The sequence below is a fragment of the Streptomyces sp. NPDC107575 genome (genome assembly GCF_055657265.1).
Genome location: NZ_JBVKBG010000001.1, coordinates 315,109 through 341,478 on the forward strand (window position 1 = coordinate 315,109; position 26,370 = coordinate 341,478).

Annotated in this window: 21 protein-coding genes; 14 read left to right on the plus strand and 7 right to left on the minus strand. The window is 71.1% G+C overall.

The genetic code is table 11. From position 1 onward, the window contains the following. The first annotated feature begins 15 nt into the window (after window positions 1-15). Genes ACZ7L4_RS01520 through ACZ7L4_RS01530 form a run of 3 tightly spaced genes read left to right on the plus strand, consistent with a single transcriptional unit; the run spans window position 16 to window position 2,836 of the window. Window positions 16-864, plus strand: coding sequence for an ABC transporter ATP-binding protein (locus tag ACZ7L4_RS01520; RefSeq protein ID WP_472098722.1), 849 nt, complete (start codon window positions 16-18; stop codon window positions 862-864). Continuing rightward, on the plus strand, window positions 854-1,720 hold the full coding sequence (locus tag ACZ7L4_RS01525; RefSeq protein WP_472098723.1) for an ABC transporter permease: 867 nt from the start codon (window positions 854-856) through the stop codon (window positions 1,718-1,720). Before ACZ7L4_RS01520 ends, ACZ7L4_RS01525 begins: the two co-directional genes overlap by 11 nt. A gap of 39 nt (window positions 1,721-1,759) precedes the next feature. Then, complete coding sequence (locus ACZ7L4_RS01530) at window positions 1,760-2,836, plus strand: ABC transporter substrate-binding protein (protein ID WP_472098724.1); 1,077 nt, start codon at window positions 1,760-1,762, stop codon at window positions 2,834-2,836. Window positions 2,837-2,862: 26 nt separating this feature from the next. Here the strand turns inward: ACZ7L4_RS01530 and ACZ7L4_RS01535 are convergent, their stop codons facing one another. Then, the gene (locus ACZ7L4_RS01535; protein ID WP_472098725.1) at window positions 2,863-6,057 is read right to left on the minus strand and encodes a cytochrome P450; all 3,195 of its coding nucleotides are present in this window, start codon (window positions 6,055-6,057) and stop codon (window positions 2,863-2,865) included. A gap of 194 nt (window positions 6,058-6,251) precedes the next feature. Between ACZ7L4_RS01535 and ACZ7L4_RS01540 the strand changes: the two genes are divergently transcribed. Beyond that, window positions 6,252-6,905 carry a PAS domain-containing protein gene (locus tag ACZ7L4_RS01540; RefSeq protein WP_472098726.1) on the plus strand — a complete coding sequence of 218 codons (654 nt, stop codon included), beginning with the start codon at window positions 6,252-6,254 and terminating at the stop codon, window positions 6,903-6,905. A 26-nt stretch (window positions 6,906-6,931) separates the two neighbouring features. Here the strand turns inward: ACZ7L4_RS01540 and ACZ7L4_RS01545 are convergent, their stop codons facing one another. Continuing rightward, entirely contained in the window at window positions 6,932-7,957 is a 1,026-nt protein-coding gene (locus ACZ7L4_RS01545; protein WP_472098728.1) for a LacI family DNA-binding transcriptional regulator, read from the minus strand. Then, complete coding sequence (locus tag ACZ7L4_RS01550) at window positions 7,941-10,397, minus strand: glycoside hydrolase family 3 N-terminal domain-containing protein (protein WP_472098730.1); 2,457 nt, start codon at window positions 10,395-10,397, stop codon at window positions 7,941-7,943. The genes ACZ7L4_RS01545 and ACZ7L4_RS01550 overlap by 17 nt, the downstream gene beginning before the upstream one ends. Window positions 10,398-10,646: 249 nt before the next feature. Here ACZ7L4_RS01550 and ACZ7L4_RS01555 point away from each other — a divergent pair, with 249 nt between their 5' ends. Genes ACZ7L4_RS01555 through ACZ7L4_RS01565 form a run of 3 tightly spaced genes read left to right on the plus strand, consistent with a single transcriptional unit; the run spans window position 10,647 to window position 13,778 of the window. Then, the gene (locus tag ACZ7L4_RS01555) at window positions 10,647-11,987 is read left to right on the plus strand and encodes an extracellular solute-binding protein (RefSeq protein WP_472098731.1); all 1,341 of its coding nucleotides are present in this window, start codon (window positions 10,647-10,649) and stop codon (window positions 11,985-11,987) included. Next, on the plus strand, window positions 11,984-12,886 hold the full coding sequence (locus ACZ7L4_RS01560; protein WP_472098733.1) for a carbohydrate ABC transporter permease: 903 nt from the start codon (window positions 11,984-11,986) through the stop codon (window positions 12,884-12,886). The genes ACZ7L4_RS01555 and ACZ7L4_RS01560 overlap by 4 nt, the downstream gene beginning before the upstream one ends. A 10-nt stretch (window positions 12,887-12,896) precedes the next feature. Continuing rightward, complete coding sequence (locus tag ACZ7L4_RS01565; protein WP_472100336.1) at window positions 12,897-13,778, plus strand: carbohydrate ABC transporter permease; 882 nt, start codon at window positions 12,897-12,899, stop codon at window positions 13,776-13,778. A gap of 6 nt (window positions 13,779-13,784) precedes the next feature. Here ACZ7L4_RS01565 and ACZ7L4_RS01570 read toward each other — a convergent pair whose 3' ends face one another. Both ACZ7L4_RS01570 and ACZ7L4_RS01575 read right to left on the minus strand, forming a co-directional pair. After that, window positions 13,785-15,200: an MFS transporter gene (locus tag ACZ7L4_RS01570; RefSeq protein ID WP_472098735.1), complete on the minus strand. Its 1,416-nt coding sequence runs from the start codon at window positions 15,198-15,200 to the stop codon at window positions 13,785-13,787. A 164-nt stretch (window positions 15,201-15,364) separates the two neighbouring features. Further along, on the minus strand, window positions 15,365-16,807 hold the full coding sequence (locus ACZ7L4_RS01575) for an aminopeptidase P family protein (protein ID WP_472098736.1): 1,443 nt from the start codon (window positions 16,805-16,807) through the stop codon (window positions 15,365-15,367). A 134-nt stretch (window positions 16,808-16,941) separates the two neighbouring features. On the opposite strand from ACZ7L4_RS01575, the gene ACZ7L4_RS01580 reads away from it, so the two are divergent. From ACZ7L4_RS01580 to ACZ7L4_RS01610, 7 genes are all read left to right on the plus strand, one after another. Beyond that, window positions 16,942-17,562 (plus strand): helix-turn-helix domain-containing protein, encoded by a 621-nt coding sequence (locus tag ACZ7L4_RS01580; RefSeq protein ID WP_472098738.1) that lies wholly within the window; start codon window positions 16,942-16,944, stop codon window positions 17,560-17,562. Between the two features lie 103 nt (window positions 17,563-17,665). Beyond that, a complete protein-coding gene (locus tag ACZ7L4_RS01585; protein ID WP_472098740.1) occupies window positions 17,666-18,859 on the plus strand; it encodes an NAD(P)/FAD-dependent oxidoreductase in 1,194 nt (397 codons plus the stop codon). Next, window positions 18,856-19,194 carry a (2Fe-2S)-binding protein gene (locus ACZ7L4_RS01590; RefSeq protein WP_472098742.1) on the plus strand — a complete coding sequence of 113 codons (339 nt, stop codon included), beginning with the start codon at window positions 18,856-18,858 and terminating at the stop codon, window positions 19,192-19,194. Before ACZ7L4_RS01585 ends, ACZ7L4_RS01590 begins: the two co-directional genes overlap by 4 nt. 66 nt (window positions 19,195-19,260) lie before the next feature. Next, complete coding sequence (locus tag ACZ7L4_RS01595) at window positions 19,261-20,760, plus strand: FAD-dependent oxidoreductase (protein WP_472098744.1); 1,500 nt, start codon at window positions 19,261-19,263, stop codon at window positions 20,758-20,760. Beyond that, a complete protein-coding gene (locus tag ACZ7L4_RS01600; RefSeq protein WP_472098745.1) occupies window positions 20,757-21,713 on the plus strand; it encodes a dihydrodipicolinate synthase family protein in 957 nt (318 codons plus the stop codon). The genes ACZ7L4_RS01595 and ACZ7L4_RS01600 overlap by 4 nt, the downstream gene beginning before the upstream one ends. Then, window positions 21,713-22,714 (plus strand): proline racemase family protein, encoded by a 1,002-nt coding sequence (locus ACZ7L4_RS01605; protein WP_472098747.1) that lies wholly within the window; start codon window positions 21,713-21,715, stop codon window positions 22,712-22,714. The genes ACZ7L4_RS01600 and ACZ7L4_RS01605 overlap by 1 nt, the downstream gene beginning before the upstream one ends. A gap of 107 nt (window positions 22,715-22,821) precedes the next feature. Continuing rightward, window positions 22,822-24,204, plus strand: a complete 1,383-nt coding sequence (locus tag ACZ7L4_RS01610; protein WP_472100337.1) for an amino acid permease — start codon at window positions 22,822-22,824, stop codon at window positions 24,202-24,204. Here the strand turns inward: ACZ7L4_RS01610 and ACZ7L4_RS01615 are convergent. Then, entirely contained in the window at window positions 24,192-25,535 is a 1,344-nt protein-coding gene (locus ACZ7L4_RS01615) for a 6-phospho-beta-glucosidase (protein WP_472098749.1), read from the minus strand. The genes ACZ7L4_RS01610 and ACZ7L4_RS01615 overlap by 13 nt on opposite strands. After that, a complete protein-coding gene (locus ACZ7L4_RS01620) occupies window positions 25,532-26,281 on the minus strand; it encodes a DeoR/GlpR family DNA-binding transcription regulator (protein ID WP_472098751.1) in 750 nt (249 codons plus the stop codon). The genes ACZ7L4_RS01615 and ACZ7L4_RS01620 overlap by 4 nt, the downstream gene beginning before the upstream one ends. Window positions 26,282-26,370: the final 89 nt, after the last annotated feature.

The following is a 26,370-nucleotide window of genomic DNA, read 5'->3' on the forward strand; positions in this document are numbered from 1 at the left end:
CTAACGTTCCGCGGCATGACAAGCGTGCCCACCCCAGCCAGCACTTCAGCGAACAGCCCATCCAGTCCGGCCATCGAACTCCGCGGCGTCCGCAAGGCCTTCAGCACCCCGTCCGGAGCCCTGCACACCGCCGTCCACGACCTCGATCTGACCGTCGAGCAGGGCGAGTTCGTCGCCATCGTCGGCCCCACCGGCTGCGGGAAGTCCACCACCCTCACCCTGGTCAGCGGCCTGGAGGAACCGACTGAGGGCGAGGTCATGCTGTCGGGCTCGCCGGTGCGGGGCATCGACGAGCGGGTCGGCTTCGTCTTCCAGCAGGACGCCGTCTTCCCCTGGCGCACCGTCCTGTCGAACGTCATGGCGGGGCCCCGGTTCCGCGGTGTGCCGAAGGCGGAGGCCAAGGACCGGGCCCGCGCGTGGCTGTCCCGCGTCGGCCTGACCTCCTTCGAGGACCGCTACCCGCACCAGCTCTCCGGCGGCCAGCGCAAACGCGTCGCCCTCGCCTCCACCTTCGTCAACGATCCGTCCATCCTGCTCATGGACGAGCCCTTCTCCGCCCTCGACGTGCAGACGCGCGCCATGATGTCGGACGAGCTGATGGAGCTGTGGGCGGGCACCGGCTCCTCGGTCGTCTTCGTCACGCACGACCTGGAGGAGTCCATCGCGCTCGCCGACCAAGTGGTCGTGATGACGGCGGGCCCGGCCACAGTCAAGGAGATCTTCACCGTCGACCTGCCGCGGCCCCGCCGCGTCGAGTCGATCCGCCTGGAGCCGCGCTTCATCGAGATCTACCGCGAGATCTGGTCCTCCCTGGGCGAAGAGGTCCGCATCACGCGGGAGAGGGGCGCGCAGAATGTCGCCTGACACCACCACCGCACCCGCCGCCGCGGCCGTCACCAAGCCGGGCCGCGCCGAGGAGCGCGCACGGGCCGCGCGCCGCCGCCGCGCCGTCGTCCTCCTGTCGCGGGCCGCGCTGCTCGTCTTCGTCCTCGGTGTGTGGGAGTGGTTCTCCCGGGCCGGGATCATCGACCCGTTCAACTTCTCCATGCCCTCGAAGATCTGGGACCAGATCCAGCAGTGGGCCCTGCACGGCACCCCGCAGGGATCCCTGCTCGAACAGATCTGGTACACGCTCTACGAGGCCCTGCTCGGCTGGGTCATCGGTGTCATCGGCGGCGTCGTCCTGGGTATCGCGCTCGGCCGTGTCCGCTTCCTCGCCGACGTCATGGGCCCCTACATCAAGGTCCTCAACGCGCTGCCGCGCATCGTCCTCGCACCGATCTTCCTCATCTGGTTCGGCCTCGGACCGGCCTCCAAGGTGGCCTCCGCCGTCGTCCTGGTCTTCTTCCCCGTCTTCTTCAACGCCTTCCAGGGCGCCCGCGAGGTCGACCGGAACATCATCGACCACGCCCGCATCCTCGGCGCCCGCGACCGGCAGGTGACCTTCCAGGTCGTCATCCCCGCCGCCACCTCGTGGATCTTCACCAGCCTGCACGTCAGCTTCGGCTTCGCGCTCATCGGCGCCATCGTCGGCGAGTACATCGGCGCCACCAAGGGCATCGGCCTGCTCGTCTCCGCCTCCCAGGGCACCTTCAACTCCGCGGGCGTGTACGCGGCCATGGTCATCCTCGCCGTCGTCGCCCTGCTCGCCGAAGGGCTGCTCACCTTCCTGGAGAAGCGCCTCTTCCGCTGGAAGCCCGCCGGCAACGACGCCCGCTGACCCCCCGTCCCCCTCTGCTTCATCAGTCAGGAGCCGCACATGTCCCGTCGTACCCGTGTGTCCCGCCGCACTCTCACCACCAGGATCACCGCCGCCACCGCGGCCCTCGCCGCGCTCGCAGCCCTCAGCGGCTGCGCCGACGAGGTCTCCTCCAAGTCCGCCGACGCCGGTGACGGAGGCGGCAAGGGCGGCAAGGTCAAGATCATGGTGGGTGGCATCGACAAGGTCATCTACCTGCCCGCGATGCTGGCCCAGCGCCTCGGCTACTTCAAGGACGAGGGCCTCAACGTCGAGCTCCTGAGCGAACCCGCAGGCATCGACGCCACCACCTCCCTCGTCGCCGGGAACGTCCAGGGCGTCGTCGGCTTCTACGACCACACCCTGGACCTCCAGACCAAGGGCAAGCAGGTGGAGTCCGTCGTCCAGCTCGCCAGAACACCGGGCGAGGTCGAGGTCGTCTCCAACAAGGCGGCCGCCGGCCTCAAGTCGCCCAAGGACTTCGCCGGCAAGAAGCTCGGTGTCACAGGACTCGGCTCGTCCACCGACTTCCTCACCAAGTACCTCGGCGTGCACGACGGTGTCTCCACCGACAAGTTCACCAACGTCGCCGTCGGCGCCGGGCAGACGTTCATCTCCGCCCTGAAGAAGGGCTCGATCGACGGCGGCATGACCACCGACCCGACCGTCGCCCAGATCCTGGACAAGAAGCTGGGCAAGGCCGTGGTCGACATGCGCACACCGGAGGGCTCCAAGAAGGCGCTCGGCGGCCTGTACCCGTCCTCCAGCCTGTACATGAACACGGACTGGGTGAACGAGCACAAGGACACCGTCCAGAAGCTCGCCAAGGTCTTCGTGCGCACTCTCAAGTGGATGTCCACGCACAGTGCCAAGGAGATCGCGGCCAGGATGCCGAGCGACTACGCGCAGGGCGGGGAGGGTCTGTACGCCCAGGCCATCGACAGCACCCTGCCGATGTTCACCAAGGACGGCCGGATGCCGGCCGACGGACCCGCCACCGTGCAGCGGGTCCTGAAGTCCTTCAACCCGAACCTGAAGGACGCCACCATCGACCTGAAGAAGACGTACACGACCGAGTTCACCGACAAGGCCAACTGACCCCGGGTGTGCGGGGACGTGTGCGGTCAGCCCCCGTACACGTCCTCCACGTACCGGCCCTCCGCCATCAGGTCGGTGAGCCACTGCTCGGCCGCGGCCTCGTCGGCGCCTTGCGTGCGCTCGCGGTGCAGCGCGCGGAACGCGGCGCGTACGCCGGGTGCCATCCGGGCGCCGTCCCCGCACACGTACACCCGTGCTCCCGCGTCGAGGAGGCGGCCGAGCTCGGCCGCCTCGGCGGCGATGCGGTGCTGGACGAAGGCGTGGCCGTCGACCGGTGCCTCGCTGAAGACGGGCCGCAGCGAGACCGCCCCCGCCGCGTCGGCGGCGCGCAGCTCGTCGGCGTGCATAAAGTCCCGCTCGGGGTGGTCGCAGCCGAAGTACAGGAGGGCGGGCGGCAGTTGGGCGTTCCGCGCCGCTGCTCGTTCAGCCACCACTCCGCGGAACGGGGCGAGGCCCGTCCCCGCCGCGATCATGATGACCGGCTCGGGGGTGTCCGGCGCGATGCGGAAGGCGTCGCGGCACGGCTGGACCCGGCCGAGGGCGGTGTCTCCAGGGCGCAGCGAGGCCAGGTGGTGCGATCCCGTGCCCCGGTAGCGGCCGGTGCCGGAGGCGGCGGGCGCGTCGAGCACCGACACCATCAGGTCTACGTGACCGGGGAGTTCGGCCGGGCTGGAGGAGACGGAGTAGTGGCGCGGGCGCAGCGGCGGAAGGAGCCCGAGCAGCAGGTCCCAGGTCAGGACCTCGCGCAGCGCGGGGTGGTCCTCGACAAGCTCCAGGAAGGTGCGCGGGTCGTCAGCGGACAGCTCCCGCAGCGCGGCGGCCTCGGGCGGGCAGGGGTTGGCGGCGGCGAGCGCGGCCACCTCGTCCGGGGCAGGGCGGTTCTGCAACTCGACGTGATGCGTGAGCAGTTCGCGTACGGTCACGGGCCGGTCGAGCGGCAGGGCGTCGCGCCGCGGACGGGCGTCACGGATGTCGAGCAGCGTTTCCGGGGCGAGGCCGAGCACCTTCAGCGCACGCTCGACGAGCCCGTCCTCGTGCGCGGGCAGGACGGCGAGGTGGTCGCCGGTCCGGTACGACACACCCTCGGGCAGCGCGAGCCGTACGAACCGCTTGACGCGCGGGTGGCCGGGCGCCGTCAGGTCACTTGCCTCGGTGACCGTGAACGGAACGAGCCCGTGGCGGGCCGCCGCCGTGTCCAGCGGACCACCGCTGATCTCGCGGATCTCGTACGGGGCGGTGGGCCCGGCAGGGGCGTTCGCCGCGGTGGCCTCCGGGTCCCCGTACCGCTCCAGGAGCGCGGTGCGCAGGTCGGCGGTGAAGGTGCGGACGGTGCCGCCGAGGTCGCCGGAGGCGTCGGCGGCGGCCCGCTCGCACAGCCGCTCGGCGCCGAGCTCGGCCAGGCGCGCGTCGATGCGGGTGGGGAAGTGCTGGTACGTGGCGGCCCAGTTGCGGTCACCGACGCCGAGCACGGAGTAGGTGACACCCTCGGTGGGGGTGCCGGCGTCGAGCAGCCGGGCGGCGAACTGTCCGGCGTCGTCCGTCGGCCGGCCGTTGTAGGACGCGGCGACGATCACCACGGGCCGGTCGGTCGGAAGGCCATCGGCGTAGGCGTCCAGCGGGGCGACCTCGGTCTCGCAGCCGAGCGCGGCGGCCTCGTCGGCGAGCTGGGCGGCGAGACCCGTGCAGGTGCCGTAGTTGCTGCCGTGCAGGAACAGGGCGCGGGTGCCGGGCAGGACGCGCGTCGGCAGGGTGTCGGACACGAGGTCCTTCTCCGGTGTCGCGGCGGCACCGGGCAGCGGAGTGTGTCGGCGGTCGGCCGGGGTGCGCGGCGCGAGCGTGAGGGTGAAGCCGTCGGGCTTCAGGGTGAGGGTCTCCTTCACCGACAGCTGGTAGTCGGCGTGGTCGACCAGGCGGTAGCGGTGCACGAGCATCGCGAGCAGCATCGTCGCCTCGTGCAGCGCGAACTGCCGCCCGATGCAGGCCCGTTCGCCCGTCCCGAAAGGCTTGAACGCGTGCGGGGAACGCTCCGCCTCCGCCTCCGGCGTGAACCGGTTCGGGTCGAAGCGCTCCGGATTGTCGCCCCACACCGGACCCCGGTGCAGCATCGGAGCGAGCACCGTCACACCCTGTCCGGCGCGCAGCGGAATGCGCCCGCCGAGCAGCGTGTCCTCGCGGGCCTCCCGGCTGAACGCGGCGGCCGTCGGCCACAGGCGCAGCGCCTCGTTGAGCACCTGCCGGGTGTACGTGAGCCGGCCGACCTCGTCGAAGTCCGGATCCGGGTCCGTGGTGTCACCCCACAGGGCGTCCACCTCGCGACGTACGAGATCGAGGACGGCCGGGTTCTTGGCGAGGTAGTACAGGGCGAAGGACATCGCGCCCGACGTCGTCTCGTGCCCGGCGATCAGGAACGTGATGACCTGGTTGCGGATGTTGGCGGTGTCCAGCGTCGAGCCGTCCTGCGGGTGCTCGGCCGTCAGCATCAGGCCGAGCAGGTCGTCGGTGTGCCGCTCGCCGCTCTCGACGCGCGCGGTGATCACGTCGTCGACGACCTGGGCGAGATAGTCGGCGTCGGCGCGGAACGCCGCGTCGGCGGCCTCGTAGTCACCACCAGGGACACGTGCCAGCCGCTTCATGCTCCACTCCAGGCAGCGCACCATCGCCTCGACGAACGGGTGCGGCTCGCTGCTGTCGAAGGAGGCGAAGTCGTAGCCGAATCCGGCGAGCCCGATGGTGTCGAGCGTCATGCGGGTCATGTCACCGGGCACGTCGACCGGGCTGCCGTCGCCGGCCGCCAGGTCCCAGGAGTCGACGAGGCGGCGCGCCACCTTGTACATCACCGGGTGGTACGTACGCATGGAGCCGAGCGCGAAGGCCGGCATCAGGATGTCGTGGGCGCGCGCCCAGTTCGGCTCGTCGTTGTAGGCGGTGAACAGGCCGTCGGCGGCGAACTCGCGGACGTTGCGCAGCGCGGGCCCGATGCTCTTGGCGAAACGGGTCTCGTCGGCGAGCTCGGTGACGAGATCGAGGTCGGAGACGAACAGGGCGTCGCGCCCGTGCACCCGCCGCACCAGCTGCGGACCGTGCTCCCGCATCAGGCCCATGATCTGCTGCAGCGGTCCGGGGCCGAGACCGGTGGCGGTGACGTCGACGACGGGGACCCCGGCGGCGGCGTAGGCGCTGTCGTCGGGCGTGGGGGAGGGGGCGGGCGCGGAGTCCGGCATGGTGGGGCGGTGCCTTTCGCGGAGGGGACCTGCTGTTGTCGCGGGGTGGGGGGAACTGCGGCTTCCAGCTTGATCCGCTCCCCCTGCCGGTCAGTCCCTCTCCACTACATGATTGTGTAGTGGCTGACGGTGCATCGGACTTGTGCCCGGGCGCGGTCCGTGGCACGGGCGACACTCACGGAGGCGATCGGCGAATGGACACCGGGGACGCGGTGCTGTGGCGCAACCGCGCGATGGTGCTGTTCGACCGCATCCCGATGCCGGTCGCGGTGTGCGACCCGTACGGAAACGTGCGGCTTGTCAACGCCGCGTTCGCCCTGGAGTGGGGCACCACCGCGGGCCGCCTGAAGGGGCGCGCGATCCTCGACCTGTTCGTGCCGGTCGACGACGCGCAGGTCGACCGGATCGCGCAGGCCCTGAAGGCGCGCCGCCGCTCGCGCTACACGGTGGCGGTGGCCTGGCACGGCGGCGACGGAACGCGGCGCCGCGGCGAGTTGATCGTCGACACGGTGAGCGAGAGCGCGCACCGGGTGCCCGACCTGCTGGTGACGGTACGGGTGCTGGACGCTGCGGCGGCGCCCGAGCGGGCCCCGTCCGCGGCCCCGCCGCCGCACCCGCAGGAGGCGCGGATCCTGGCCCTGCTGGCGGCGGGCGCCACGACGGCCCGCGCGGCCCGCGAGACCGGCCTGACCACCGACGGCGTCACCTACCACCTGCGCCAACTGTCGCGCCGCTGGGGCGCGTCGAACCGCACGGAACTGGTCGCCCGGGCGTATGCGGAGGGGGTGCTGGTGGCGGGGGAGTGGCCGCCCCGGCTCGCGGCGGAGGCGCGGGAGGACGGTTCGTGACCAGGTGCGAGCGGATCCCGCACTCCCTACTGCGCCGCAGGCGCATCCTGTGGCGCGGCCGTCGACGCCCGTACGACCAGTTCCGTGGCGAGTTCGATGTGGTGGGACTCGACCCGCTCGCCGTTGGCGAGGCGCAGCGCGGTGCGCAGGGCGATGCCGCCCATCTCGCGCAGTGGTTGGCGCACCGTGGTCAGGGGTGGTGCCGCCATCCTGGCCAGGAGCGTGTCGTCGAAGCCGACCACGCTCAGGTCCTCGGGGATGCGCAGGCCGCGGGCGCGGGCGGCCTCGATGACGCCGAGGGCGATCTCGTCGTTGCCGGCGAAGATCGCCGTCGGTGGTGTGTCCAGGTCGAGGAGCGCGGCGGCGCCGACCATGCCGGCCTGGTGCGTGAACGCCCCGTGCCGGACGTAGTCGGCAGGCGTCGGGGCGCCCACCGCCTCCAGGGCGGCGCGGTAGCCGTGCATACGGGCCTGGTTGCACACCGCCATGGTCGGTCCGCCGAGATAGCCGACGCGGCGGTGGCCGAGGCCGAGCAGATGCTCGGTCGCGGCCAGTCCGCCGGCGAAGTTCGTCGCCCCGACGCTGTGCACCCGGTTGTGCGGCAGGTGCAGCGGGTCGAGGACGACGAGCGGAAGTCCGGCCCTGGTCAGCTCCTTCACATGTGCGGCCGTGTACATGCTGGTGACCGCGATGAGGGCGCGCCGCCCGGCGGATGCGAGGTCGCGCGCCCAGTGCGGGGCGGGTGACGACTTGCTGATCACGACGGACGCGCCCAGCTCGGCCGCGGCGTCGATGATGCCTTCCAGCGCCTCGGCCGAGTACGTCTTCAGGTCGCCGTTGAACTGCACCTCGATGGTGGGGTTCTTCGCGGCCTCCGTGTGCCGGAACACGGGGGCCAGGTAGTCGTGCTCGCGCAGCAGCTCCTGCACCCGGGCGCGGGTCCGCGGCGCCACGTCACTGCGGTCGTTGACCACCTTCGACACGGTGGCCACGGAGACCCCCGCCTCGCGGGCGATGGTGGCCAGGGTGGTGCGTCTAGCGTGCGGTGGCATCTGCTTCTTCCAGGGTCACGTCCACCGGTGTGGTGAGCCGCCGGTCGTGGCCGACCACCCGGGTGGGGCCCGACAATCGTACGACAGCCCGGCACGGCAACTCCTGCGACGAGGCGCCGACCTGCACCTCGAGCTCGCCGGGTTCGACGATCCGGGTGAGGTCGCGGCCCGTGAATGCGGTCCGGTCGGCGTGCACCCGGAAGCTCACCCGTGCGCTCGCCCCCGGATCGAGGTGCACCTGCGCGAAGCCCGTCAACTGCCTTACAGGCCGGGTGACTTGCGCGACCGGGTCGCGCAGATACAGCTGGACGGTCTCGCGCCCCGCTCTGGCGCCCGTGTTGCGCACCCGCGCCGACACGGTGAACTCGCCGTCGGTGGGGACGTCGTCCGCGCTCACGCGCAGGTCCCCGATCTCGAAGGTCGTGTACGACCTGCCGTATCCGAACGGGAACAGCGGCGTCGGGTCGACGCTGCTGATGCCCTGCGTGTGCGCGCCCAGCGGCGGCTGCAGATAGGTGCCGGGCTGGCCGCCGGGGCGGCGCGGAATCTGCACCGGAAGCCTGCCCGCCGGCTCGACGCGTCCGGACAGCACACCCGCGATCGCCGCCGCGCCCTCCTGGCCCGGCATGAACGCCTGGACGAGCCCTGCGGCCCGCGGATGCACCTCGCCGAGGGCGTAGGGGCGGCCGGAGAGCACGACCACGACCACGGGCGTCCCGGTGGCGAACAGCTCCGCGAGCAACTCGGCCTGTACGCCCGGCAGTCGCAGGTCCTCCACGTCGCAGCCCTCGCCCGACGTGCCGTTGCCGAACAGGCCCGCACGGTCGCCCACCACCGCGACGCACAGCTCCGCCCCGCGCGCCGCTGCCGCCGCCGCGGCGAAGCCGGAGCGGTCCTCCTCGCGCACGTCGCAGCCCGGCTCGAAGACGATGTCGGTGTCCGGGAGTTCGCCGCGCAGCGCCTCCACGACGGTCGGCGCCGCGATGCCGAGCGGCAGGCCGGGATGGCGGGGCAGCACGTGGTTCGGGAAGGCGTAACAGCCCATGAGGGTGCGCGAGTCGTCCGCGCACGGCCCCACCACGGCGATGCGGCCCGGCGCCCGGCGTCCCGCCTCCGCGTCGACGAGCGGCAGTGCGCTGCCCGCGTCGAGCAGCACGACGGACCGCTCGGCCACCTCGCGGGCCAGTTCCCGGTTCTCCGGCGAGTCCAGGTCCCTCGACGCGGCGGAGGCGGCCGAGTCCTCGGGCGTCCAGCCGGGGTCGAGGAGGCCCAGCTCGACCTTCTGGGTCAGCAGGCGGCGCACCGCCCGGTCGAGCAGGGATTCGGGAAGCTCGCCCCGCCGGACCCGGTCCTCCAGATGCCGGCCGAAGGTGAGCGTGTCCGGCAGCTCCACGTCGATGCCCGCACCGAGCGCCAGTACGCCGGCCTCGTCGAAGTCGGCAGCGACCCCGTGCATCCCGGCGAGGAACGCGAGCGACCCGTAGTCGGAGACGACCGTGCCGGTGAACCGCCAGTCGTCGCGCAGCAGTTGGGTCAGCAGCCACGGGTCGGCGCCGGCCGGTACGCCGTCGATGTCGGAGTAGGAGTTCATCACGGACCGGGCGCCGCCCACCGCGATCGCCGTCTCGAACGGCGGCAGAACGACATCCATCAGTTCGCGGCGGCCCATCGGAACGGGGCCGTGGTTGCGGGCGCCGCGGGCGGCCGAGTACCCGGCGAAGTGCTTCAGGGTGGCGATGACACCCGCGCCCTCCACCCCGCCGACGTACGCGGCACCGAGCACCGACACCAGGTAGGGGTCCTCGCCCATCGTCTCCTCGACCCGGCCCCACCGGTAGTCCCGCACGACGTCCAGGACCGGAGCGAGCCCCTGGTGCACGCCGAGCGCCCGCAGGTCCCGCCCGATCGCCCCGCCGAGGCGGCGCACCAGGTCCGGGTCGAAGGCCGCCGCCCACGCGAGCGGAGCCGGGTGGACGGTGGCGCCGTAGGTGTTGACTCCGGTGAGGCACTCCTCGTGGGCCAGGGCCGGGATGCCGAGCCGGGAGGCCTTGACGACGGTGTGCTGCTGCGCGACCAGAAGGGCCGCGCCCTCCCGCGCGCTCACCGGACGGCTGCCGAACACGCGCGTGAGGTGGCCGAGCCCGTCCCGCGCCGCCTCTTCGAGCGGAACGCGACCGGCGTCCTCGAACAGGGCTTCCAGGGGCGCCACTTGTGGCTTCTCGACCCGCTCGCCGCCGGTCTCCCCGGCGCCGTCCTCCCCGTCGTCGCCCGCCTCGTGCCCCATGAAGTTGCCGAGCCAGCGGCTGCCGAGCTGCGCCACCTTCTCCGCCACCGTCATCTCTGCGAGCAGCGCCTCGACCCGGTCGGACACGGGCAGTTCCGGGTCCTGCCAGCGCGGCGCGACCCGCTCAGTCCCGGCGAGTGAATCAGCCGCGGCCATCCACATCCTCCTCTGTCATCAGCCGCAGAACTTCGAAACATTTTCGATGTCTGTCACGGCTTCCACGAGTGTCGTGTCTGCGCGACGCTACGCACAAGTTCCTTGTCCCACAACGTTCTTGCAGATGCCTTGACAGCCCTGTGGCCGCTACCTAATTTGCATTCACAGAGCTGAACCTTGGCTGGATTTCGAAAACTTTTCACGGCGGCTCACGCGTCGCCGGCGGCACTCGAGTGCGGAGATACAGACATGGAAATCCCCCTCTCACGACGTCCCGTCTCAAGACGGACCGCCCTCGGCATCGCCGCCGGCGTCCCGCTCTCGGCGGCGCTCGCGGCCTGCGGCTCGTCGGGGCCGACCAAGAACGGAGCGAGCGGCAAGGGGGCCACGTACTGGTACCTGAGCGGCCAGCCCGACGAAGGCGTCAGGGCCAATGCGGTGAAGGCCTTCAACGAGGCCCACCCCAAGAGCCAGATCGCCGGCACCGCGTTCCAGAACGACGCGTTCAAAACGAAGATCAAGACCGCGATCGGTGCCGGGAAGGCGCCCACCATCATCAAGAGCTGGGGCGGCGGGACGCTGCGCAGCTACGTGGAGGCGGGCCAGGTCGAGGATCTGACGTCGTTCTTCGATCAGCACCCCGAGGTCAAGAAGAAGATCTTCCCCACCGCGTTCCCCGCGGCGACCGTGAAGGGCAAGATCTACGCGATGCCCGTCGAGCGGGTGCAGCCCATCTTCCTCTACTACAACAAGAAGGTCTTCGACAAAGTTGGTGTGAAGCCGCCGCAGTCGTGGGACGACATCATGGCGCTCGTGCCCAAGTTCAACGCCGAGGGCATCGCTCCGTTCTCTCTCGGCGGGCAGTCCCGGTGGACGAACATGATGTGGCTGGAGTTCCTCTTCGACCGCATCGGCGGCCCCGAGGTGTTCCAGGCCGTCTTCGACGGCGAGAAGAACGCCTGGTCCAACCCCGCCGCCATCAAGGCGCTCGGTATGGTGCAGGACCTGGTCAAGGCCAAGGGCTTCATCAAGGGCTTCTCGTCGATCACCGCGGACTCCAACGCCGACCAGGCCCTCCTGTACACCGGCAAGGCCGCGATGATGCTGCACGGCTCCTGGTCGTACGGCATCCAGAAGAGCGCCGGCGGCGACTTCGTCTCCAGCGGCGGCCTGGGCTACATGAACTTCCCGCCGGTCAAGGGCGGCAAGGGCGATCCGAGCAACACCGTCGGAAACCCCGGCGAGTACCTGTCCATCTCCTCGAAGGCCAGCGCCAAGGAGAAGAAGATCGCCGAGGAGTTCTTCGCCAAGGGCATGCTGCAGGACGCCGAGGTGAAGGCGTGGATCGACGGCGGCGGTGTCCCGGTCAAGCTGGGCACGGAGAAGCTGCTCGCCGCCTCCAAGGACGCCGACTTCCTGCAGTTCACCTACGACGTCGCCACCAAGGCGAAGTCGTTCAGCCAGTCCTGGGACCAGGCACTCAGCCCGACGTCGGCGGAGACACTGCTCGACAACATCGTGAAGCTGTTCCAACTGTCCATCTCGCCGAAGCAGTTCGCCGCCAACCTCAACGAGGTCATCGGGAAATGACCTCGCTCACCGCCCACCCGCCCCGTCGCGGTCAGCGTGGCATCCTGCCGTGGCTGACCGTGCCGGCGCTCGTGGTCTTCGTCGGGTTCGCCGTCGTCCCGCTCGTCGGTGTCTTCGTCCTGTCCTTCACCACCTGGGACGGAATCGGCGCCATCCACCCGTCGGGGCTCACCAGTTGGCGGTCGGTGCTCACCAACCCCGGCCTGCCGCACGCGGTCCTGGTGACGTTCGGGGTGATGATCGCGTCCTGGGCGTTCCAGACCCCGATCAGCATTCTGCTCGGTACGTTCATGGCCGGGCGCCAGCGCTACCGGGCGGTCCTCGGAGTGGTGTACTTCATCCCGCTGCTGCTCAGCTCCGCCGCCATCGCCGTCGCGTACAAGGCGCTGCTCAACCCCACCTTCGGGCTCGGCGCAGGCCTGGGCATGGACTGGCTGAGCAAGGACTGGCTGGGACGGCCGGGACTCGCGTTCGGCGTCGTCATCTTCATCGTCTCCTGGCAGTTCGTCCCGTTCCACTCGCTCATCTACCAGGGCGGGGTGCAGCAGATCCCGAAGTCCCTCTACGAGGCGGCGGAGTTGGACGGCGCCGGACGGATCCGGCAGTTCTTCAGCGTCACGCTGCCCCAGCTGAAGTACACCATCATCACCTCGTCGACGCTGATGGTGGTCGGCTCGCTGACCTTCTTCGACCTGATCTACGTCCTGACCGAGGGCGGGCCCGGGGACGCCACCCGGGTCCTCGCACTCGACATGTACAAGCGGGGCTTCCAGGCCAACCTGATGGGGCCGGCCAGCGCCATCGCGGTCATTCTCGTCCTGGTGGGTCTCGCCCTGGCCCTGCTGCTGCGCCGCCTCGGCGGCCGGGACGCCAGTGAGAGCCAGCTCGAGGGAGCCTGACGTGACGACCATGCTGACCAAGCCGCAACCGCAGAAGACCGCCCACCGCGAGCGGCGCCGCACCCGCTCGGTCACCGGGCGGCGCAACTGGGGCGGGGGCCTGGCCGGATGGCTCTGGCTCGCCGTCGTCGCCGTCCCCCTGTACTGGACGCTGATCACCAGCCTCAAGGACCAGAGCAACTACTACGCGGGCAACGCGCTGCTGCCGTCGGGCGACTCCACGCTGGCCAACTACCGGCTGGTCATCGAGTCCGACTTCGGCCAGTACTTCCTGAACAGCGTCCTGGTCGCCGTCGGAGCGGTGGTGCCCGCGGTCGCCTTCTCCTTCATGGCCGCCTACGCGATCGTGCGCGGCTGGCGCCTGCGGTTCCTGCGGGCGGTCAACGGCCTCTTCCTCATGGGCCTCGCCATCCCGCTGCAGGCGACGGTCATCCCGATCTACCTGATCATCATCAGGCTGCACCTGTACGACAGCCTGCTGGCGCTCGTCCTCCCGTCGATCGCCTTCGCCATCCCGCTGTCCGTGCTGGTGCTGTCCAACTTCATCCGGGACGTGCCCAAGGAGCTGTTCGACTCGATGCGGGTCGACGGCGCCACCGAGTGGACGACCCTGTGGCGGCTGGCGGCGCCGCTCACGCGGCCCGCCATCGTCACCGTGTCCATCTACAACGGGCTGACCATCTGGAACGGGTTCCTGCTGCCGCTGATCCTCACCCAGAGCCCGGACAAGCGGACCCTGCCGCTCGCCGTGTGGTCCTTGCAGGGCCAGTACCAGACCAACGTCCCGGCCATCCTCGCCGCCGTCGTCCTCACCACGCTGCCGATCCTGATCCTCTACGCGATCGGCCGCAGGCAACTGCTCAGCGGACTGACGGCCGGGTTCGGCAAGTGACGGCGGCTACGCCGGGCTCTCGCCCGCCTCCAGCTGCACATCCTTCGTCTCCTTGCTGCACAGCAGCGCGACGAGGGTGAGGACGGCCATCGCCGACAGGTAGACGCCGACCAGCCACGGGGAGCCGTCCCCGGCCTCCCACAGCGCCACCGCGATGAACGGGGCGACGGCCGCGCCGAGGACGGAGCTGACGTTGTAGGAGATGCCGGAGCCGGTGTAGCGCACGGACGTCGGGAACATCTCCGGGAGCAGCGCGCCCATCGGGCCGAAGGTGAGGCCCATCAGCGTGAAGCCGAGGACCAGCCACAGCACCACACCGAGCGTGCCGAGCCCGATCAGCGGCACCCACACCAGGCCGAACACGAAGATGCCCGCGGTGATCCACGAGAGCGTCTTGCGGCGGCCGAACCTGTCGGCCAGCGGACCGGAGATGAGCGTGAACGCGGCGAAGAAGACCACGCCGAAGATCAGCATCAGCACGAACGTCGTGTAGCTGTAGCCGAGGCCGGGCACGGCGGCGTCCGTCGCGGTGCGGCCGTAGCTCAGCGAGAACGTCGTCATCAGGTAGAAGAGCACGTACGTCGCCAGCATTGCGAAGGTGCCGAGGATCAGCTGCTTCCAGTGGTGCCGGAACACGGTCGCCAGCGGCAGCTTGCGGACCTGCTTGGTCTCCTGCGTCTTGGTGAAGACCTCCGCCTCGACCAGGCGCATCCGCACCCACAGGCCGATCGCGACCATCACGGCCGAGAACAGGAACGGGATCCGCCAGCCCCACGACAGGAACGCCTCGGAGGGCTGCGAGGGGTCGGCGCCCGCGGCGGACGGCAGGAGAGCGGCGATGATCAGGAACAGACCGTTGCCGATGATGAACCCGAGCGGCGCGCCCAGCTGCGGGAACGTGCCCCACAGCGCCCGCTTGCCCGGCGGCGCGTTCTCCGTGGCGACCAGCGCCGCGCCGCTCCACTCGCCGCCGAGCGCGAAGCCCTGCGCGAGCCGCATCAGCACGAGGAACGCGGTGGCGACCCAGCCGATCGACCCGTACGTGGGCAGCACGCCGATCAGGAACGTGGCGATGCCCATCGTGAGCAGCGAGACGACCAGCGTCTTCTTGCGGCCGAGCCGGTCACCGAGGTGACCGAAGAAGGCCGCGCCGATGGGGCGGGCCACCATCGCCGCGCCGAACACGGCGAACGACGACAGGAGCGCGGTGGTGGGGTCGCTGCTCGGGAAGAAGAGCGCGGGGAAGACGAGTACGGCCGCGGTCGCGTAGACGTAGAAGTCGTAGAACTCGATCGTCGTCCCGATGAGGCTGGCGATCAGGACCCGCGAACGCGGGTTGACCGGCGCGGCCGGATTCGGGCCGGAGGCGGGTGACGGCGCGGCGGACGTGGCAGGCGCCGGGCCGGTGGCAGAAGCGGACATCTTCGGGTCAATCCCAGGGGGCGTTGCGGTGTGCGTCCACCGGCACTCGACGCCGGCGACCCTCGTACCGGTCGGACGGTACGAGGATCGCAACCCTTTCATGTGTCTCACTGACCGGTAATCGGTGTTCGATATATGAGACACGTAAGGAGTGGGCGGTTCGCCTACTCCGCCATCCAGCGCTCCAACCCCGCCGCGTCCAGCGGCAGTTCGGCGGACAGCACCTCCGACCCCGTCTCGGTCACCAGGATGTCGTCCTCGATACGCGCCCCGATGCCGCGCAGCTCCGGCGGCACCGTCGTGTCATGGGCGTGGAAGTACAGGCCCGGCTCGACCGTGAGCACCATGCCCGGAGCCATGCGGGCGCCCTGGTACGCCGCGTAGTCCGCGTGGGCGCAGTCGTGCACGTCGAGGCCGAGGTGGTGACCGATGCCGCACACCAGGTAGCGGCGGTGGTGCTGGCCCTTGGGGGAGAGGGCCTCGTCCACGGAGACCGGGAGCAGACCCCAGTCGTCCAGGCCGCGCGCCACGACCTCCATCGCCGCCGTGTGGAAGTCGGTCCACTGCCGCCCCGGGCCCACGGCGTCGAGCCCGGCCCGGTGCGCCCGCTCCACCAGGTCGTGCACGGACCGCTGGGCCTCGGTGAAGCGGCCGGAGGCCGGGAAGGTGCGGGTGACGTCGGCCGTGTAATAGCTGCGCGTCTCGACACCCATGTCCAACAGCACCGCGGCGTCCTCCGCCACGGGCCCGTCGCAGCGCACCCAGTGCAGGGTCGCGGCGTTGCGGCCGCTGCCCACGATGGTCGCGTATCCGGGGCCGTTGCCGAACGTGCGGGCGTAGCGGTCGAAGGTGCCCTGCAGCCAGCGCTCGCCACCGCCCCGCACGGCAGCCGGGAACTCGCGCACCACGGCCCGGAACCCCTCGACCGTACGGTCCACGGCCTCGCGCAGCTGCCCGATCTCCCACGCGTCCTTGACCATGCGCAGCTCGGACAGCGTGCGGCCGAGGTCGGCGGACGGTGCCAGGGAGTGACGGCGGGCCGTCCCGGCGTCGAGCGGCCCGGTGAGCAGCGGCCCCTGCGCGGCGCACGCGGCCAGCGCCTCGTCCAGCGAACCCAGCGGCTCCGTCTGCACCCCCAGCGCCTCGCGCCAGTCGTCGAGGCCCGGCGCGGGACCCACCCACAGCTCACCGTGCGCCGCGTCCGCGAAGAAGCCGGGCTCACCGGGACGGGCCGGCGGCGGCAGATACAGCACCGCGTCGTGCCCGCCGGGCGTGGGCCGCAGCACCAGGACGGCGCCCTCGACCGTGCAACCCGTCAGCCAGTAGAAGTCGCTGTCGGGCCGGAAGTCGTACGCGGTGTCATTGCTGCGCACCGGCGCCCGTCCGGCGGCGATCACGAGCGGCCGCCCGGCGAACTCCGCGCCGATCCGAGCCCGGTGCGCGGCGGCCGCTTCGGCGACGCCCGGCACGGTCGGCGGCGTACGGTCGGCCTCGTCCCAGCCCTGCCCCATGTACGCGGTGAAGTCCGGCAGTTCGGCCAGCCGGGGCATGCGCGGGTCCGGGGTGCCGGGGCGGGGGGCGGAGCTGCCGAGGGTCGTGTCGGTCATCCCGACTCCACTTCGTGGTAGTGCCGTTGCATCGAGGTCAGTACAACGAACGAGAAACTGTTCGAAACACCAAACGCTTCGTGCGGCATAGTGTTCGGCAAAGCGAACGCTGTCAAGGGAGCCAGGGAGAGGCTATGGACGTTCCTCAGGAGTCGGTCCGCGACATGGTGGCGGCCAATCTCCGCCGCGCCAGGACGCGTCGCGGCCTGTCGATCTCGGAGCTCTCGCGACGCTCCAAGATCGGCAAGGCGACGCTCTCCCAGCTCGAGTCCGGCACCGGAAACCCCACCATCGAGACGGTGTTCAGCCTCTCGCGCGCCCTGGAGGTGCCCGTCTCCGACCTCCTGGAGACGCGGGCGCCCGGCGGCCTCACCGTCGTGCGCGCCAAGGAGGTCGAGGTGCTCAGGGGCGAGGGCGTCGACCTGCGGCCGCTGCGCCGGATGGACTTCGGCGACCTGGTCCTCGAGGTGTACGACCAGGTCGTACGGGCCGACAGCAGGCAGGACTCCCTCGGCCATGTCGGCACCGAGCACACCGTCGTGCAGACCGGCCGCCTCCAGGTCCGCGTCGACGGCGACGAGGTGGAGCTCGGCCCCGGCGACTACGTCGGCTTCGACGCCACGCTCCCGCACTCCTACACGGCGCTCGACGGCGACGTGCACTCGGTGCTGCTGCTCCAGTACCGCCCGCACGAGCACGCCCACTTGGGGATCCCGCACCCCGGGGCCGGAGCCGTGGAGCCCGAGGATGCCTGACCCCTGCAAGCATTTTTCGATCACCCTCAGCACATCCGTTGACACTCCCTGAAGGGCCGTCCTAGCCTCCGAGCTGTTCGATGAAACGAACGGAGGCGGTTCGATGCACGGAACACGGGCGGTCATTCTCGGAGCCGGGATCGTCGGATCCGCCTGCGCGCGGGAGTTGGCCACAGCGGGCTTCGCCACCACGGTCGTCGACCGCGGCCGCCCGGCCGCCGCGACCACCGCGCACGGCGAGGGCAACATCCTCGTGTCCGACAAGGGCCCGGGCCCCGAACTCGAGTTGGCGCAACTGTCCGGGCGCCTGTGGCCCCAGATCGTCGACGAGATGTCCGAACGGGCCTCAAGCGCAGGCGACTTGACGGAATGGGACCCCAAGGGCGGCATCGTCGTCGCCACCACCGACGACGGCGCGCGCGAACTCACCAAGTTCGCCGAGTCCCAACGCGCGGCAGGCGTACGGGCGCAGGCCCTGGACGCCGCCTCCCTCGCCGCCGCCGAACCGTACGTCACCCGCAACCACACCGCCGCGATCCACTACCCCGACGACGCCCAGGTCCAGCCCTCCGGCGCGGCCGCCGCCCTCCTCGTCGACGCGCTCCGCGCAGGCGCCACCCTGCGCACCCACTGCGAGATACGCGCCGCGGTCACCCGCTCCGGCCGCCTCACCGCCGTCCGCACCACCGACGGCGACCTCATCGAGGCGGACCTCTTCATCAACGCCGCGGGCCCCTGGGCGGGCGAACTGTCCACCCGCCTCGGCGCGCCCATCGACGTACGCCCTCGCCGCGGCGACGTCCTCGTCACCACACCCCTTCCACCCACCGTCTTCCACAAGGTCTACGACGCCGACTACGTGGGCGCCGTCGGCAGCAGCGCAGAGGACCTCCAGACCTCCGCCGTCGTCGAATCCACCCGCGGCGGCAGCGTCCTCATCGGTTCATCGCGCCGCCGCGTCGGCTTCGACGACCGGCTCCGCCCCGACGCCCTCTCCGCGATCGCCGGCAAGGCGCTGCGCCTCTTCCCGACCCTCGCGGACGTACCGATCATGCGCGCCTACGGCGGCTTCCGCCCCTACGTGCCCGACCACCTGCCCGTCATCGGCCCCGACCCGCGCCTCGCCGGACTGTGGCACGCGGGCGGCCACGAAGGCGCGGGCATCGGCCTGTCCGTCGGCACCGCACGCCTCGTGCGGGACCTGCTCCTGGACCGGCCCACCGAGATCGACGCGACGCCGTTCCGGGTCGACCGGCCGGCCGTCCTGGGAACCACGGAGAAGGGAAGGGCGGCATGAGCCCACGACGCGTACCGGCGGCGACGGACGCCGTGGGGCGGCGCGAGACACCGCTCACGATCACCGTCGACGGCGAGCCCGTCGCCGGCGTCGAGGGCCAGTCCGTCGCGGGCGTCCTGCTCGCCTCCGGCCGCCGCGCCTGGCGCACCGGCCGCTCCGGAGCGCCCCGCGGGGTGTTCTGCGGCATCGGCGCCTGCTTCGACTGCCTGGTCACGGTCGGCCCCGAGCGCGACGTACGGGCGTGCCGCAGGCGGGCGCGGGACGGGGACGAGGTGCGAACGCAGACACGCGAAGCAGGTGGCGGGGCGAGGTCGGGGAGCGACTGTGACGCGTAATGACCGCTGGATGGCCATCTCACGTCACAGTCCCCGAACCCCCACCCCAACCCCGACGGAGGCCACATGACACGCCACGTAGTGGTCGTGGGCGCGGGACCCGCAGGGCTCGCCGCCGCCGATGCCGCGCTCGGCGCGGGCGCCCGGGTCACCCTGATCGACGAGGCCGAACGGCCCGGCGGCCAGTACCACCGGATGCTCCCCGAGGCCTACGCCGCCGAACGGCCCGAGCGGCTCCACCACGGCTGGCGCGCCTTCGACGAACGCCGCCGCAGGGTCCTCGCCCACCCGCGCTGCGCCTGGTGGTCCGAGACCGCCGTGTGGGCCCTGGAGCGGCCCGATCCGGCGGAGCCGGGACCGCCGCGCGTGCACGTGCTGCGCGGGCCGGCCGACGGGGGCGGCCGGGAGCGGCAGGCGCTCGACCCCGACGCGTTGGTGCTCGCGGTCGGCGCCCACGACCGCGTACTGCCGTTCCCCGGCTGGGAGTTGCCCGGCGTGTTCACCGCGGGCGCGGCGCAGGCGCTGGCCAAGGGGGAGCGGGTGGTGGTCGGCGACCAGGTGGTCGTGGCCGGGAGCGGGCCGTTCCTGCTGCCGGTCGCCGCGTCGCTGCTCGAGGCGGGGGCACGGGTGCGTGAGGTGCTGGAGGCCAACACGCCGGGGACGCTTGCCCGTGGCTGGGGGCGGCGGCCCTGGGAGCTGGCGGCGCAGGCCGGGAAGGGCGTCGAACTCGCCGAGTACGGTGGGCTGTTGGCCCGGAACCGGGTTCCGTACCGCACCGGACGTACGGTCGTCGAGGCGCGCGGGGACGGGTGCGTGGAGGAGGTCGTCACCGCGCGGCTGCGAGCGGACTGGTCGGTCGTGCCGGGCAGTGAGCGCACCGTGGCCGTCGACGCCGTGTGCGTGTCGCACGGGTTCAGCCCGCAGTTGGAGCTGCCGGTTGCCGCCGGGTGTGCGCTGCGTGCCACCCCGGGTGGTGAGTTCGTCGAGGTCGACGGCGACCAGCGCACCACCTGCCCCGATGTGTACGCGGCCGGCGAGATCACCGGGATCGCGGGTGCGCCCGCCGCGCGAGTGGAGGGTGCGCTCGCCGGGTGGCTCGCAGGGGGCGGAAACCGGAACACCGCCAAGGTGCGCAGGCTGCGGACCAGCCGTGACCAGGGGCGTGCCTTCGCCGCCCGGCTCGCCCGTGCGCATGCCATCGGGGCGGGCTGGACCGGGTGGATGCGGCCCGAGACCGTGGTGTGCCGGTGCGAGGAGACGGACTACGCCACCGTGTGCCGGGCCGCCGCCGACGAGTGCACCGCCGCCCCGCGCGCCGCCAAGCTCGCCACCCGGGCCGGACTCGGGCCGTGCCAGGCCCGGATGTGCGGGCCCACTGTCGCCGAGATCGGTGCGCGATTGCGAGGGACCGGAGGAGTGGACCGTGACATCGAGGGTCTGCCTCCGGCCAGTGAGCACCGGCGGCCCGTCGCCCGCCCGATCCGCCTCGGCGATCTGGCCGCGGCTCCAGACACCACCCCTAAGGAACAATCCGGCAACTCCCGTACAGAGGAGAGCAGTTCATGAGTGACACCCAGCACGCCCAGCAGCAGAAGCAGGGTTCCACCGGTCTCGGCCTCGGTGGCGTCGTCGTCGCCACCGCCCTGCCCTACTCCGAGGACGCCTCCGCGCCCGCCGGGCTCGCCGTCGACTACGACCGGTACGCCGAGCACTGCCGTTGGCTCGTCGACAACGGCTGCCGCGGCGTCGGCCCGAACGGGTCGCTCGGCGAGTACTCGTCCCTGACGGACGAGGAGCGCCGGAAGGTCGCCCGTACCGCCATCGAGGCCGTCGGGGACGACGGCGTCGTCGTGGTCGGTGTGCACGGCGTCGGGTCCCACCAGGCGAAGCACTGGGCCGAGGTCGCGGCCGAGGACGGCGCCGACGGTGTGCTGTGTCTGCCGCCCACCCTGTACCGGGCCAACTCCCGTGATGTCATTGACCACTTCGCGGCGGTGGCGTCGGTCGGGCTGCCGGTCATGGTCTACAACAATCCCTTCGACACGAAGGTCGATCTCACGCCGGATCTGCTCGGTGAGATCGCGCAGATCGACAACATCGTCGCCGTGAAGGAGTTCTCCGGTGATGTGCGGCGGGTGCTTGAGATCAAGGAGAAGGCGCCGTCGCTGGAGATCATCAGTGGCGCCGATGATGTGGTTCTGGAGAGTCTGTTGATGGGGGCCACCGGGTGGTTCGCCGGGTTCCCGAACGTGTTCCCCGCCGAGTCCGCCCGGCTCTACGACCTGGCGCTCGCAGGCAAGCTGGAGGAGGCGCGGGCGCTGTACGAGCCGCTGGTCGCCGCCTTCCGCTGGGACTCGCGCACCGAGTTCGTGCAGGCCATCAAGTTGGGCATGGAGCAGGTCGGCCGGTTCGGCGGGCCCTGCCGGCCGCCGCGCGGGGCGCTGCTGCCCGGGGTGCGGGAGCAGGTCGAGGCGGACATGGCGCGTGCCGTCGCCGCCCTGGAGAAGGGGAACATCTGATGCGGTCCGTGCGCACGCTGAGTGCCGTCGACTCGCACACCGAGGGCATGCCCACCCGCGTCGTCACCGGCGGCGTGGGTCCCATCCCCGGTGACACCATGGCCGAGCGCCGTACGTATGCGTTGGAACATCTCGATGAGCTTCGTCGGTTCCTCGTCGACGAGCCGCGCGGGCACTCCGCGATGAGTGGTGCCATCCTGCAGCCGCCGACCCGCCCCGACGCGGACTGGGGTGTCCTGTACATCGAGGTCAGCGGCTTCCTGCCGATGTGCGGGCACGGCACCATCGGGGTCGCCACCGTGCTCGTGGAGGCCGGGATGGTGGAGGTGAGCGAGCCGGAGACCGTCGTCAGGCTCGACACACCCGCCGGGCTCGTCGAGGCGCGGGTGGCTGTGCGTGATGGTGTGGCCGAGCAGGTCACCCTGCGCAATGTGGACGCCTTCGCGCTTGAGCTCGATGCCACCGTGAAGGTGCCCGGCTACGGCGAGGTCCGCTACGACATGGCGTACGGCGGGAACTTCTACGCCATCACCGAGCTCGAACAGCTCGGCCTGCCCTTCGACAGGGCCCGCAAGGACGACATCCTCAAGGCCGGGCTCGCCATCTCCGATGCCATCAACGAGCACAACCGGCCCCGGCACCCCCTCGACCCGGTCATCGGCGGCTGCAAGCACGTGCAGTTCCTCGCCCCCGACTCGACGGCCCGGCACTCGCGCAACGCCATGGCGATCCAACCCGGCTGGTTCGACCGCTCGCCGTGCGGCACCGGCACCTCGGCCCGGATGGCCCAGCTCCACGCGCGCGGCGAACTCCCCCTGCACACCGAGTTCGTGAACGAGTCGTTCATCGGGACGCGGTTCACCGGGCGGCTCGTCGGCGACGCGAAGGTCGGTCAACTGGACGCCGTCGTACCGGAGTTCTCCGGCCGCGCCTGGATCACCGCCACGGCCAACTACCTCCTCGACCCGAGCGACCCGTTCCCGCACGGCTTCGTGCTCTGACACCGCAGGGCCGCGCACACCTCCCAGGAGCCACCGTGTCCCGTACGACCACCAACCCACCCCGCGACCCGGCCGGGCCCGACGGGGGACTTCTCTCCCGTGCCGGAATCTTCCGCCTCAAGCCCGTCGACGACTCGGAGGAGGAGACCAGCGGCGGGCTCAAGCGCACGATGGGCCTGTGGCAGCTGGTCGCCCTCAGCCTCGGCGGCCTGGTCGGCGCCGGTGTCTTCTCGCTGGCCGGTGTCGTCGCCAACGAGGACGCCGGTCCCGGCGTCATGCTCTCGTTCCTCATCGCCATCGTGGCCAGCGGCGCGGCCGCCCTCTGCTACGCCGAGTTCGCCGGCACCATCCCGAAGGCGGGCTCCGCCTACACCTACTCCTATGCCGCGCTCGGCGAGTTCGTCGGCTGGGCCATCGGCTGGGACCTGCTGCTCGAGTACACCGCGATCGTGGCCGTGGTCGCCATCGCCGTGTCCGGGTACTTCTCGTACATCCTGGAGCACGTGGGCATTGACGTGCCGACCTGGATGCTCGGCGCGCCCGGCACCGGGTCCGGGCATCGCGTCGATCTGTTCGCGCTGCTCCTGTGCCTGCTGCTTGCCTTCGTGCTGTCCCGTGGGACGAAGGAGTCGGCGCGGTTCGAGACCATCCTCGTGGTCGTGAAGCTCGGCATCGTCGCGCTCGTGGTCGTCGCCGGGGCCTTTCACATCAAGTCCGGGAACTACACGCCTTTTCTGCCCTACGGGGTCGGCGGCGCGTTCACCGGAGCGGCCACCGCGTTCTTCGCCGTCTACGGGTACGACGCCATGAGCGCCGCCGCAGAGGAGAGCGCCGAGGCGAAGAAGGTGCTGCCGAAGGCCATCATCGTCTCGCTCGGCATCGCCGCGTTCATCTATCTCGCGGTGTGTGTCGTGCTGCTCGGGATGCAGAACTACAAGGACATTGATGTCGCCAGTCCGTTCTCCAGCGCGCTGGGGGCAGTGGGGCTCGGCGGGCTCGGGCTCGTCGTGGCCGTCGGCGCCGTCATCGGCATCACCACGTCGGCGTTCGCCAACATGCTGGCGGTGTCCCGGGTCTGGTACTCGATGAGCCGCGACGGGCTTCTGCCGCGCTACTTCGCGCGCAACCACCCGCGCAGGCACGTGCCCACGCGGGTGATCTGGCCGGTCGGCATCGGCTCCGCGCTGATCGCCGGGTTCCTGCCGATCCGGGAGGCCGCCGACCTCACCAACATCGGCATCCTGATGGCGTTCATCGTGGTGGCGATCGCCGTGGTCGTGCTGCGGAGGACGCGGCCCGAGCTGCCGCGTTCCTTCCGTACGCCGCTGGTGCCCTGGGTTCCGGCGATCGGCGTCGCGTTCTCCGTGTGGCTGATCAGCAATCTGGACTGGGTGACCTGGGTGCGGTTCGCGGTGTGGATGCTCATCGGGGTGGGTGTCTACGCGGTGTACGGGTACCGGAACTCGGTCGAGCACCGTCAGCGGAGGTAGGCGAGCCCCGGGTGGGCCGAGCGGTACTCGTCCACCAGGCGGCGCGCCACGTTCGCCGAGTCCACCAGCGGATGCAGCGCGAACGCCTTCACCGCTGTCGCCCGCGACCCGGAGCGGGCGGCGGCTAGGATCTCGCGCTCGACCGCCTTCACCGAGGTCACGAGGCCCGTGGCATGACCGGGCAGCGGGTCGACGGCGACGGGGTGCGCGCCGTTGGCGTCGACCAGGCACGGCACCTCGATCACGGCGTCGGCGTCGAGGGCCGAAAGGGTCGTGCGGTTGCGGACGTTGAGGATCAGCGTGGTCCGCTCGTCGCGGGCGATGGCCCGCATCAGGTCGAGCGCCACCTTCTCGTAGCCGCCGGACTCGGTGAGGGACTGCTCGTCGCGCTCGCCCGCGCCGGCCGCCTCCCGGTTTTCCGCCATGTACGTGGCCTCGCGCTCGGCCCTCGTGGCGTCCCACGTCTTGAGTGGCGGGGCCGCCGGGTCGCGCATCCGGTCGTAGAAGCGGGACTGCTGCTCGTGCAGGAACGCGCCGCGGGTCGCCTCCGCCTGCTGATAGGCGTGCACCGCCTCGCGGTTGAAGTAGTAGTAGTGCAGGTACTCGTTGGGGATGGAGCCCAGCTCGCGCAGCCACTCCGTGCCGAACAGCTTGCCCTCCTCGAAGGAGCCGAGGAGCGCCTCGTCGGCGAGGAGGCGGGGGAGTTCGTCGCGGCCGTTCACCTTCAACCCGCGCAGCCAGCCCAGGTGGTTGAGGCCGACGTAGTCGACCCAGGCGTCCTGCGGGTCGGCGCCGAGTGCGCGTGCCACGCGCTTGCCGAGGCCCACGGGGGAGTCGCAGATGCCGATGACACGGTCGCCGAGGTGCGTCGAGAGGGCTTCCGTGACCAGGCCCGCCGGGTTGGTGAAGTTGATGAACCAGGCGTCCGGGGCGAGTTCGGCGACCCGCCGCGCGATCTCCTCGACGACCGGGAGCGTGCGCAGCCCGTACGCGAGTCCGCCCGCGCCGACCGTCTCCTGGCCGAGCACATCCTCGGCGAGCGCGATCCGCTCGTCCGCCGCGCGCCCCTCCAGTCCGCCCACCCGGATCGCCGAGAACACGAAGTCCGTGCCGCGCACCGCCTCGTCGAGGTCGGTGGTGACGGTGACCGTAGGCGCGTCCGGCACCCCCTCGGCCTGCTCGGCCAGGACCCGGGAGATCGCGTCGAGACGCTGCCCGTCGAGGTCGTACAGCGCGACCTCGGTGACACGGCCCTCCGCGTGGTCGGTGAGCAGGGCCCCGTACACGAGCGGCACCCGGAATCCGCCGCCGCCGAGAATCGTCAGTTTCATACGTGCACTACTTTCACGCCGGCCTCCGTGAGCGCGGCGCACGTCGGCGCCGGGGCGGAGGAGTTGGTCACGAGGACGTCGAGGGAGTCGGGGCCGCACACCTTGGCCATGCCGGTGCCGGGGAACTTGGAGGAGTCGGCCAGGAGAACCGTGCGGTCGCTCGCGGCGATCATGGCGCGCTTGACCGGGACCTCCACCACGGTGGTGTCCATCACCTGCCCGTCGGGGCGGACGCCGCTGGTGCCGAGGAACAGCCAGTCGGCGTGCAGCTGGCGCAGGTTGTCCTCGGTGAGGAAGCCGACCAGGGAGCGGTACTCGCGGCGCACCATCCCGCCCAGCAGCACCAGGTCGATGCCGGTGTCGTCGGCCAGCTCCTCGTACACCACGAGGTTGCTGGTGATGACGGTGAGGCGGCGGCCGTGGAGCCGGCGGGCGAGGCGGTACGCGGTCGTGCCGATGTCGAGGAGGACGGACTGGCCGTCCGTTATCAGGGACGCCGCGTGCTCGGCGATGGTGTCCTTCTCGGGCACCCGTACCTGCGCGACCTCGGAGAAGGGCTGGTCGCCCTCCTCCATGACGGCACCGCCGTGCACGCGGGTGAGGAGGCCGTCCTCCTCCAGTTTCACCAGGTCGCGGCGGATGGTCGCCGGGCTCACGGTGAGCTGCTCGGCGAGCTCGGCGACGGACGCGGGCCCACCGGAGCGCAGCGCACGCAGGATCAGGTGGTGTCGTCGCTCTGCCAGCATGCGGCGCACACTACTCGTCAAATTCAAGCAATTCCATGCTCACATTTGTCCAGAGCTTGATTGTGTGGCGCCGACATGAGTTCATCCGG

Excerpts from the sequence above, each read along its gene's own strand:
- ACZ7L4_RS01530 (WP_472098724.1), top strand. The coding sequence starts at position 1,760 with ATGTCCCGTCGTACCCGTGTGTCCCGCCGCACTCTCACCACCAGGATC.
- ACZ7L4_RS01520 (WP_472098722.1), top strand. The coding sequence starts at position 16 with ATGACAAGCGTGCCCACCCCAGCCAGCACTTCAGCGAACAGCCCATCC.
- ACZ7L4_RS01555 (WP_472098731.1), top strand. The coding sequence starts at position 10,647 with ATGGAAATCCCCCTCTCACGACGTCCCGTCTCAAGACGGACCGCCCTC.
- ACZ7L4_RS01585 (WP_472098740.1), top strand. The coding sequence starts at position 17,666 with ATGCACGGAACACGGGCGGTCATTCTCGGAGCCGGGATCGTCGGATCC.
- ACZ7L4_RS01535 (WP_472098725.1), bottom strand. The coding sequence starts at position 6,057 with ATGCCGGACTCCGCGCCCGCCCCCTCCCCCACGCCCGACGACAGCGCC.
- ACZ7L4_RS01570 (WP_472098735.1), bottom strand. The coding sequence starts at position 15,200 with ATGTCCGCTTCTGCCACCGGCCCGGCGCCTGCCACGTCCGCCGCGCCG.
- ACZ7L4_RS01605 (WP_472098747.1), top strand. The coding sequence starts at position 21,713 with ATGCGGTCCGTGCGCACGCTGAGTGCCGTCGACTCGCACACCGAGGGC.
- ACZ7L4_RS01550 (WP_472098730.1), bottom strand. The coding sequence starts at position 10,397 with ATGGCCGCGGCTGATTCACTCGCCGGGACTGAGCGGGTCGCGCCGCGC.
- ACZ7L4_RS01575 (WP_472098736.1), bottom strand. The coding sequence starts at position 16,807 with ATGACCGACACGACCCTCGGCAGCTCCGCCCCCCGCCCCGGCACCCCG.
- ACZ7L4_RS01525 (WP_472098723.1), top strand. The coding sequence starts at position 854 with ATGTCGCCTGACACCACCACCGCACCCGCCGCCGCGGCCGTCACCAAG.
- ACZ7L4_RS01590 (WP_472098742.1), top strand. The coding sequence starts at position 18,856 with ATGAGCCCACGACGCGTACCGGCGGCGACGGACGCCGTGGGGCGGCGC.
- ACZ7L4_RS01595 (WP_472098744.1), top strand. The coding sequence starts at position 19,261 with ATGACACGCCACGTAGTGGTCGTGGGCGCGGGACCCGCAGGGCTCGCC.
- ACZ7L4_RS01540 (WP_472098726.1), top strand. The coding sequence starts at position 6,252 with ATGGACACCGGGGACGCGGTGCTGTGGCGCAACCGCGCGATGGTGCTG.
- ACZ7L4_RS01600 (WP_472098745.1), top strand. The coding sequence starts at position 20,757 with ATGAGTGACACCCAGCACGCCCAGCAGCAGAAGCAGGGTTCCACCGGT.
- ACZ7L4_RS01620 (WP_472098751.1), bottom strand. The coding sequence starts at position 26,281 with ATGCTGGCAGAGCGACGACACCACCTGATCCTGCGTGCGCTGCGCTCC.
- ACZ7L4_RS01565 (WP_472100336.1), top strand. The coding sequence starts at position 12,897 with ATGCTGACCAAGCCGCAACCGCAGAAGACCGCCCACCGCGAGCGGCGC.
- ACZ7L4_RS01545 (WP_472098728.1), bottom strand. The coding sequence starts at position 7,957 with ATGCCACCGCACGCTAGACGCACCACCCTGGCCACCATCGCCCGCGAG.
- ACZ7L4_RS01615 (WP_472098749.1), bottom strand. The coding sequence starts at position 25,535 with ATGAAACTGACGATTCTCGGCGGCGGCGGATTCCGGGTGCCGCTCGTG.
- ACZ7L4_RS01560 (WP_472098733.1), top strand. The coding sequence starts at position 11,984 with ATGACCTCGCTCACCGCCCACCCGCCCCGTCGCGGTCAGCGTGGCATC.
- ACZ7L4_RS01580 (WP_472098738.1), top strand. The coding sequence starts at position 16,942 with ATGGACGTTCCTCAGGAGTCGGTCCGCGACATGGTGGCGGCCAATCTC.